Source organism: Pseudomonas sp. PS01270, assembly GCF_029959775.1.
Taxonomy (GTDB): domain Bacteria; phylum Pseudomonadota; class Gammaproteobacteria; order Pseudomonadales; family Pseudomonadaceae; genus Aquipseudomonas; species Aquipseudomonas atacamensis.
The window spans coordinates 1-8,981 of record NZ_JASCPT010000171.1 but is presented as its reverse complement, the minus strand read 5'-3'; the positions used below and the strand labels follow the sequence as shown (position 1 = coordinate 8,981).

Below are 8,981 nucleotides of genomic sequence, written 5' to 3'. Positions count from 1 at the left end.
CATCCCCGCTGGGCTGCGCAGCAGTCCTCGCTTTAATCAGGAAAAGCGGGGCTGCTCCGCAGCCCAGCGGGGATAAATCCCCTCACCACAACACCGTTTGTCAGGGACACCTCGGCGCCAGCTGGTGATTATTCGCTGAATCTTTCTCTTGGCTGGCATACTGAGCGCCTTTTTCGGGCCTGATCGCCTGACCCCGCTTCGTGCGCTTGCGCGCCCACAGGAACTCCGGTGAAAAAAATCGCAGTGTTCGCCGATGTGCAGAACCTCTACTACACCGTGCGTCAGGCCTATGGTTGCCACTTCAACTACGCCGCATTGTGGGCGGACATCAGCAAGAACGGGCAGATCGTCGAGGCCTATGCCTACGCGATCGACCGTGGCGACAGCAAACAGCAGCAGTTTCAGCAGATCCTGCGCAACCTCGGTTTCACCGTGAAGCTCAAGCCCTACATCCAGCGCAGCGACGGCTCGGCCAAGGGCGACTGGGACGTGGGCATTACCCTGGACATCATGGACGCCGCCGACCATGTCGACGAAGTGGTGCTGGCCTCCGGTGACGGCGATTTCGACATGCTGCTCGAACGCATCATCAACAAGCACGGCGTGCAAGCAGTCGCTTACGGTGTGCCCGGCCTGACCGCCAACTCGCTGATCCGCGCCGCCAGCCGCTACGTGCCGATCGAAGGCGCGCTGTTGCTCAAGAGCTGAGCTGAACAATAGATTTGAACGGAGTACACCCCGGTTTGGAACGCATTGCAGTCATCGACTTTGAAACCACCGGCCTGTCGCCGAACAGCAGCTGCCGCGCCACGGAAATCGCCGTGGTCATGCTGGAAAACGGCCGCATTGTCGAGCGTTACCAGAGCCTGATGAACGCTGGGGTGCGCGTCCCCGCGTTCATCGAGCAACTGACCGGCATCAGCAACGCCATGCTGCGCAGCGCGCCGCCGGCCGAGCGGGTGATGGAAGAGGTCAACGAATTCGTCGGCTGCACGCCATTGCTCGCACACAACGCCTCGTTCGACCAGAAGTTCTGGGATTTCGAACTGGGCCGGATCAAACGCACACGCCTGCAGAATTTCGCCTGTTCGCTGCTGCTCGCGCGGCGCCTGATGCCGGCGGCGCCGAATCACAAGCTCGGCACGCTCACCACGTTCGCGCAGTTGCCGCATACCGGCCAGGCTCACCGGGCCATGGCCGATGCCGAGATGGCGGCCAATCTGATGGCGCATCTGGCGCAAGAGTTGCGGGGCAAGCACGGGGTGCGCGAGTTGAATCACGACCTGTTGTGCAAGTTGCAGAAAGTCCCTGCGGCGAAAGTCGGCGAGCATTTGCAGCGTTATCGCTGATTCCAGGCACTCCGACTGATCGTTCCCACGCTCTGCGTGGGAATGAAGTCCAGGACGCTCCGCGTCCCTTTCAAAGCCGAACGCAGAGCGTCCGTTGAGGCATTCCCACGCGGAGCGTGGGAACGATCCAAGATGGATGTCTACCGATACACCGCTTTCGCGAGCAAGCTCGCTCCCACAAGGACCTTGTCGGTCTCAGTTGCTTTCATGCAAAAGTGTACCGGCGCGAAAAACAGGTTTTGTAACTTATTTTTGCGTGGCGGTCTTTCTAGAATGACCGGTCCACAGAAATCTGACTGTCGAGCTTCTCATGCCTGCCTTGCGCCGTTTTTCCCTGCCGTTGATCGCTGCGTTTTTTGCGTTGTACGTGATTTGGGGATCGACCTATCTGGTGATTCGCATCGGCGTCGAATACTGGCCGCCGCTGTTGCTGGCCGGGGTGCGCTTTGTCATTGCCGGCAGCTTGATGTACGCCTGGCTGCGCTGGCGCGGGGCGCCGGCGCCGACCTGGGCGCAGTGGAAAGCAGCGGGGCTGGTCGGCATTCTGCTGCTCAGTTTTGGTAATGGCGCGGTCAGCGTGGCGGAGCACACTGGGGTGGCTTCAGGTGTTGCTGCGTTGGCGGTGGCGACGGTGCCACTGTTCACCTTGTTGTTCGGCTACTTCTGGGGCGCGCGCAATACCCGTCTTGAATGGGCCGGGGTCGTGCTGGGGATTATTGGCATCGCCATGCTCAATATGGGTTCCAACCTGCAATCGAGCCCGCTCGGCGCGATGTTGCTGATCTTCGCGGCGGCGAGCTGGGCGTTCGGTTCGGTATGGAGCAAGCATCTGCCGCTGCCAGCAGGGGCGATGGCCAGTGCGGTGGAAATGCTCGTCGGCGGCGTGGTCTTGCTGATCGGCAGTGCGCTGAGCGGCGAGCACCTGCAAGCCATGCCGCCGCTCGAGGGTTGGCTGGCGCTGGCCTATCTGATCTTCTTTGGCTCAATCATCGCCTTCAATTCCTACATGTATCTGCTCAAACACGTGCGCCCGGCGGCGGCGACCAGTTATGCCTACGTCAACCCGGCGGTGGCGGTGTTGCTCGGCGTGGTGTTTGTCGGCGAGACCATCGGCATCGAAGAAGCGCTGGCGATGCTGGTGATCATCAGCGCGGTGCTGCTGATCAGCCTGCCGCAGTGGCGTCGACCTGCGCAGCCACCCGTGGAAGAGGCGAAAGCCGTTCCGACGGAAGCGCGTACGAATTAGGGTAAACTGCGCGGCATTGCATCCTCGCGTCATTTTTTCCTACGGTACTCCCATGACTTTCGCCTCCCTTGGCCTGATCGAACCCTTGCTGCGCTCCCTCGAGACGCTCGGCTACCAGACCCCGACGCCGGTGCAGGCGCAAGCCATTCCGGCGGTGCTGGCCGGTCGTGACCTGATGGCAGCCGCCCAGACCGGCACCGGTAAAACTGCCGGTTTCGCCTTGCCGCTGTTGCAGTTGCTGGCCATGGAAGGGCCGAAAGTCACCGCCAACTCGGCGCGTGCGCTGATTCTGGTGCCGACCCGCGAGCTGGCGGAGCAGGTCCATGAAGCCGTGCGCCAATACGCGGAAAACCTGCCGCTGCGTACTTACGCAGTGTATGGCGGCGTCAGCATCAACCCGCAGATGATGAAGCTGCGCGGCGGCGTCGATGTGCTGGTCGCCACACCCGGTCGCTTGATCGACCTGTTCCGCCAGAACGCGCTGAAACTCAATCAGCTGCAAACGCTGGTGCTGGATGAAGCCGACCGTATGCTCGACCTGGGCTTCTCCGAAGAACTGGCGAACATTTACCGCATGCTGCCGAAAAAGCGCCAGACCCTGCTGTTCTCCGCGACCTTCTCCGATGACATCCGCCTGCTCGCCGGGCAGATGCTCAATGATCCGCTGAGCGTCGAAGTCAGCCCGCGCAACGTCGCCGCCAACACGGTCAAGCAGTGGATCGTCACCGTGGACAAGAAGCGCAAGGCTGAACTGTTCGTGCACCTGATGCGCAAGAACAAGTGGAAGCAGGTGCTGGTGTTCGCCAAGACCCGCAACGGCGTCGATGCGCTGGTGGAAAAACTTCAGGGCCTCGGTGTGAATGCTGACGGCATCCATGGCGACAAACCGCAGGCTACGCGCCAGCGCGCGCTGGACCGTTTCAAGCTCAGCGAAGTGCAGATTCTGGTCGCGACCGACGTTGCCGCCCGTGGTCTGGACATCGAAGACTTGCCGCTGGTGGTCAACTTCGATCTGCCGATCGTCGCCGAAGATTACATTCACCGCATCGGCCGCACTGGCCGCGCAGGTGCCACCGGTGAGGCGATTTCGCTGGTGTGTGCCGATGAAGTGAACATGCTCTCGGCGATCGAAATGCTGACGCGGCAGAACCTGAAGCGCCAGAACGAACCGGATTTCGAACCCGAGCACCGCGTGCCGGACACCGACGCCAGCGGTCAGGTGATCAAGAAGCCGAAAAAACCGAAGAAGCCGAAAGCGTCGGGCGGTGGCGGTGGTAAACGCAATCTGGGCAAGTGGGTCGACAGCGGCGAGACCTCGGCACCGGAGCCATCGATCAAGCCAGTGCGCAAAGTGCCGGTGTTCAATACTGGACCGCGCAAGCGCAAGCCTTGAGATCAAAGATCAAAAGCCCCTCACCCTAACCCTCTCCCGGAGGGAGAGGGGACTGATTGGGGGATGCTTGTGAGTTACGCCGACCTGATATATCAGATGTGAATGCATAATCGACACGATCGCTCAGGTCGATGCATGACGCCAGACACCTCGGTCGGCTCCCTCTCCTTGGGGAGAGGGCTGGGGTGAGGGGCAGGGGCGACTCAGTTCCCGCGCCGTAACCATTCCAACATCCCAAACCCCGCCGCGCGCCCGCTGGCGAAACACCCGGTCAGCAAGTAGCCTCCGGTCGGCGCTTCCCAGTCGAGCATCTCGCCCGCACAAAACACCCCCGGCAGGGCCTTGAGCATCAAGCGCTCATCCATCGCTTCGAACCTTACGCCACCGGCGCTGCTGATCGCTTCGTCCAGCGGACGGGTTTTCACCAAGGTCAGCGGTAATGCCTTGATCGCTCGCGCCAGGAGCGCCGGATCGGCGAAGGTTTCGGCGTCGGTCAGCTCGCGCAACAACGCTGCTTTAACCCCATCAATCCCCACCTGACTGTGCAGATGCTTGGCCATCGAGCGCGAGCCGCGTGGTTTGCTCAGGGCTGCCTGTAATTTATCCACAGGCCGACCTGGCAGCAGATCAATGTGGATAACCGCTGCGCCATAGCGGCTGATCTCCTCACGAATCGGCGCCGACAGTGCATAAATCAGGCTGCCCTCGATCCCGGTCGCGGTGATGACGCATTCGCCCAGACGCGGGATATCGTCGTTTAACCCGATGGCGATGTTTTTCAGCGGCGCGCCGGCGAATTTGCTCACCATCAGCTCGCTCCAGGCTTGCACCTCGAAGCCGCAATTGCTTGGCTGCAACGGCGCCAGATCCACGCCGCGCTGCTCCAGCGGCAACATCCACGCGCCATCCGAGCCCAGGCGCGACCAACTGCCGCCGCCGAGGGCGAGCAGGGTGGCGTCGGGGTTTACGCTGATTTCGCCTTGCGGGCTGGCGATGCGCAGTGCACCGCTTGCGTCCCAGCCGAGCCAGCGATGGCGGGTGTGGATAACCACGCCGCTGTCGCGCAGGCGCTTGAGCCAGGCGCGCAACAGTGGGGCGGCTTTCATGTCGGTGGGAAATACGCGGCCGGAGCTGCCGATGAAGGTTTCGATGCCCAGATCGTGAATCCACTGGCACAAGGCATCGGCACCGAATCCGCGCAGCAGCGGGGCGATTTGCGGTGCGCGCTCAGCGTAGCGGGAGAGGAATGCCGGGTAGGCTTCGGAATGGGTGATGTTCATGCCGCCGACTCCGGCCAGCAGGAACTTGCGCCCGACCGAGGGCATGCCGTCGTACACGTCGACGCGGATTCCGGCCTGGCTCAGCACTTCGGCGGCCATCAGGCCGGCGGGGCCACCGCCGATGATGGCGACGTGGGTGTTGGCGGGGGCGGAATTCTGGGTCATGGGCGTGCGCTGCGGTATGGCGGGACAAGGCGCGCATTCTAACAGCGCTGGACCCTGTGGGAGACACCATGTGGGAGCGAGCCTGCTCGCGAACGCGGTCTGTCAGTCAATTAGATGTTGTGGGTGCTAAAGCTTTCGCGAGCAGGCTCGCTCCCACCGGGGCTGCGGTGTATTTCGAGGCTGGTTAAAAAATAAACAGTGCGCTGGGCGCCTTGGCCAGCATGGCCTGCAGTCCCTTTCACTCAGGTTATCCACAGGCAGTTCCACAGCGATTGTGGGTAACGCAGCACGGTTCAATGACAGCCGTGTGAATCCCAGACCCGTTGCGCGCTGTGATGGAGGATGCCGTGGCGGCGGGCGAGGGCGTGGCGATCCTTGCTGTAGCCGCCGCCGATCACCCCGACCACCGGAATGTCGCGGCCCAGGCAGTGGCGCATCACCCGTTCATCGCGCTCGGCCACCCCGGCGTCGGTCAGTTGCAGATAACCGAGGGCATCGTCCTTGTGCACATCGACGCCAGCGTCGTAGAGCACCAGATCCGGTTGATACAGCGGCAGCAGGTAGTTGAGCGTGTCATCGACCACCTGCAGATAATCGGCATCGCCCATGCCTTTGGGCAGCGGAATGTCCCAGTCACTTTCGGCTTTGCGCGCAGGAAAATTCTTCTCGCAGTGCAGGGAAACGGTAATCGCCTCCGGCGTGTCATGCAGAATTCGCGCGGTGCCGTCGCCCTGATGCACGTCGCAATCGAAGATCAGCACGCGATTGACCCGGCCGCTCTGCAACAGGTACTGGCTGATGATTGCCAGGTCATTGAAGATGCAGAAGCCGGCGGGGTAATCGTAGTGAGCGTGATGGGTGCCGCCGGCCAGATGACAGGCCAGGCCATGCTCAAGGGCTTGCTCTGCCGCCAGGATCGAGCCGCCCACCGCGCGCACCGTGCGTCGCGCCAGCGCTTCGTTCCACGGCAGGCCGAGGCGCCGTTGGTCTTCGCGAGACAACTCGCCGCTCATGTAGCGTTCGATATAGCTGCGGTCATGGGCGAGGGCGAGGATGTCGTTGGGACAGATCTGCGGGCGCAGCAGGTCGGCGTCGCGGGTCAGGCCGCTGTCGACCAGGTGATCGCGCAGCAGCCGGAACTTGTCCATGGGAAAGCGGTGATCCGCGGGAAACTCGGGGCTGTAGTCTTCGTGATAGATCAACGGCAAGGGCATGGCTTGTTTCGCGCAGAACCAGGGAAAGAATGAACGATCCTACCAGCGATGTAGACTCAACGGCATGGAAATGGAGGGGACGATGGAGCCGATACTGGAGCTGCAAAGCGCGCGGTTGTTGATGCGTCAGTGGCAGGACGAGGATTTGCCGGCATTCGCCGCGATGTGCGCCGATCCACAGGTCATGCGCTACTTTCCGGCGCCGTTGACCCGGCTCGAAAGTGCCGCATTGATCGGCCGCGTGCGCGGGCATTTTGCCGAGCACGGCTTTGGCCTGTGGGCGCTGGAGCGCAAGGACACGGGCGAGTTCATCGGTTTCACCGGGTTGGGCGTGGTCGGCTTCGATGCGCCGTTTACCCCGGCGGTGGAGATCGGCTGGCGGCTGGCCAAGGAACACTGGGGCCTGGGTTACGCCAGCGAAGCGGCGTGGACCGCACTGCGCGCCGGTTTCGACCAGTTGAAACTGGAGGAAATCGTCTCGTTTACCGCCGGGCAGAATGCGCAGTCGGAGAAGGTCATGCAGGCGATCGGCATGCATCACGATCCACAGGATGATTTCGATCACCCCAAGCTTGCGCTCGATCACCCGTTGCGCCGCCATGTTCTGTATCGCATCAGCCGCGAACAATGGCTGCAAACCTTGCATGAATAAGCCGACACGGACGTTTACAATGGCCGCCATCGTATTTGGCCCGTGCCAGAACCTGAATCGTCCGCCGCAGCCAAGACTGCGCGGCCATTGCTTTGTGTGAGGAGAGTCTGAATGAGCCAAGTGCTGGAAGATCTGGTCGATCTGCTGACCCTGGAACCGATCGAAGAAAACCTGTTCCGTGGTCGTAGTCAGGATCTGGGGTTCCGCCAGTTGTTCGGTGGTCAGGTGCTCGGCCAGTCGCTGTCGGCGGCCAGTCAGACGGTGGAAGAGGCGCGCCATGTGCACTCGCTGCACGGTTATTTCCTGCGCCCGGGCGATGCCAAGTTGCCGGTGGTCTATTCGGTTGATCGCGTGCGTGATGGCGGCAGCTTCAGCACCCGCCGCGTGACGGCGATCCAGAAGGGCCACCCGATCTTCACGTGCAGCGCTTCGTTCCAGTACGACGAAAAAGGCTTCGAGCATCAGGGCCAGATGCCGGCGGTGGTCGGCCCGGAAAACCTGCCCTCGGAGCTGGAACTGATCCAGCAGCGTGCGCACCTGATTCCCGAGCACATGCGTGAAAAACTGCTGTGCCCGAAACCGATCGAAGTACGCCCGGTCACCGAAAAGGATCCGTACAACCCGCAACCGGCCGATCCGATCAAATATGTGTGGTTTCGCGCCGACGGCGCCCTGGCCGACATTCCTGCGCTGCACAAATACCTGCTGGCGTACGCCTCGGATTTCGGTCTGCTGACCACTTCGATGCTGCCCCACGGCAAGTCGGTCTGGCAGAAGGACATGCAGGTCGCCAGCCTCGATCACGCGCTGTGGTTCCACAACGACCTGCGCGCCGACGACTGGTTGCTCTACGCGATGGACAGCCCGTGGGCCGGCAACTCCCGTGGTTTTTCCCGTGGCAGCGTGTTCAACCGTGCCGGGCAACTGGTCGCTTCGGTGACTCAGGAAGGCCTGATCCGCCATCGCAAGGACTGGGCATGAGCCTGACCGAGGTTCGTCATTGGGTGTTCGATATGGACGGCACGCTGACTGTCGCCGTGCATGATTTCGCCGCGATTCGCGTGGCGCTGGCGATTCCGCCGGAGGACGACATCCTCACCCATCTCGCTGCATTGCCAGACGATGAAGCGGCGGCCAAACATGCCTGGTTGCTCGAGCACGAACGCGATCTGGCGCTGGGCTCGACCCCGGCCACCGGCGCGGTGGAGCTGGTGCGCGACCTGCATGCGCGCGGTTATCGCCTCGGCATCCTCACGCGCAATGCGCGTGAGCTGGCGCACGTGACGCTGGAGGCGATCGGCCTGGCTGACTGCTTCGCGGTCGAGGATGTACTGGGTCGCGACGAAGCACCGCCGAAGCCACATCCGGGCGGTTTGCTGAAACTGGCCGAGGCCTGGCAAGTGCCGGCCGGCGACATGGTGATGGTTGGCGATTACCGCTTTGATCTGGATTGCGGCCGAGCAGCGGGGGCGCGGACGGTGTTGGTGAATCTGCCGGATAACCCGTGGCCGGAATTGACCGATTGGCATGCGAAGGATTGTGTTGAGTTGCGACGGATGCTGTTTGCCTGACATCTTCGTCGCCTGAGCCGGCCCCTTCGCGAGCAAGCTCGCTCCCACATTGGATCTTCAGTGCACACATATTTTGTGCATGTCATAGAGCTATGTGGGAGCGTGCTTGCT

At 62.1% G+C, this 8,981-nt stretch carries 9 protein-coding genes; 7 read left to right on the top strand and 2 right to left on the bottom strand.

Features of this window, described 5'->3' with window-relative positions:
- Positions 1-228: 228 nt before the first annotated feature.
- From QMX86_RS25995 to QMX86_RS25980, 4 genes are all read left to right on the top strand, one after another.
- Positions 229-708, top strand: coding sequence for an NYN domain-containing protein (locus QMX86_RS25995; protein ID WP_056790604.1), 480 nt, complete (start codon positions 229-231; stop codon positions 706-708).
- A 35-nt stretch (positions 709-743) separates the two neighbouring features.
- Entirely contained in the window at positions 744-1,349 is a 606-nt protein-coding gene (locus QMX86_RS25990; protein WP_282387063.1) for a 3'-5' exonuclease, read from the top strand.
- 310 nt (positions 1,350-1,659) lie between these two features.
- Entirely contained in the window at positions 1,660-2,595 is a 936-nt protein-coding gene (gene yedA / locus QMX86_RS25985; RefSeq protein WP_282387062.1) for a drug/metabolite exporter YedA, read from the top strand.
- A 52-nt stretch (positions 2,596-2,647) separates the two neighbouring features.
- On the top strand, positions 2,648-3,988 hold the full coding sequence (locus QMX86_RS25980; protein ID WP_024014423.1) for a DEAD/DEAH box helicase: 1,341 nt from the start codon (positions 2,648-2,650) through the stop codon (positions 3,986-3,988).
- A gap of 203 nt (positions 3,989-4,191) precedes the next feature.
- Here QMX86_RS25980 and QMX86_RS25975 read toward each other — a convergent pair whose 3' ends face one another.
- Positions 4,192-5,433, bottom strand: coding sequence for a TIGR03862 family flavoprotein (locus tag QMX86_RS25975; RefSeq protein WP_282387061.1), 1,242 nt, complete (start codon positions 5,431-5,433; stop codon positions 4,192-4,194).
- Between the two features lie 293 nt (positions 5,434-5,726).
- Positions 5,727-6,647, bottom strand: a complete 921-nt coding sequence (locus QMX86_RS25970) for a histone deacetylase (RefSeq protein WP_024014421.1) — start codon at positions 6,645-6,647, stop codon at positions 5,727-5,729.
- An 82-nt stretch (positions 6,648-6,729) separates the two neighbouring features.
- Here QMX86_RS25970 and QMX86_RS25965 point away from each other — a divergent pair, with 82 nt between their 5' ends.
- The 3 genes from QMX86_RS25965 (at position 6,730) to QMX86_RS25955 (ending at position 8,870) form a co-directional block, all read left to right on the top strand.
- On the top strand, positions 6,730-7,299 hold the full coding sequence (locus QMX86_RS25965; protein ID WP_024014420.1) for a GNAT family N-acetyltransferase: 570 nt from the start codon (positions 6,730-6,732) through the stop codon (positions 7,297-7,299).
- A 111-nt stretch (positions 7,300-7,410) separates the two neighbouring features.
- Positions 7,411-8,280 (top strand): acyl-CoA thioesterase II, encoded by an 870-nt coding sequence (tesB, locus tag QMX86_RS25960; RefSeq protein ID WP_016773073.1) that lies wholly within the window; start codon positions 7,411-7,413, stop codon positions 8,278-8,280.
- On the top strand, positions 8,277-8,870 hold the full coding sequence (locus QMX86_RS25955) for an HAD family hydrolase (protein WP_282387060.1): 594 nt from the start codon (positions 8,277-8,279) through the stop codon (positions 8,868-8,870). Before tesB ends, QMX86_RS25955 begins: the two co-directional genes overlap by 4 nt.
- The last annotated feature ends 111 nt before the right edge of the window (positions 8,871-8,981 follow it).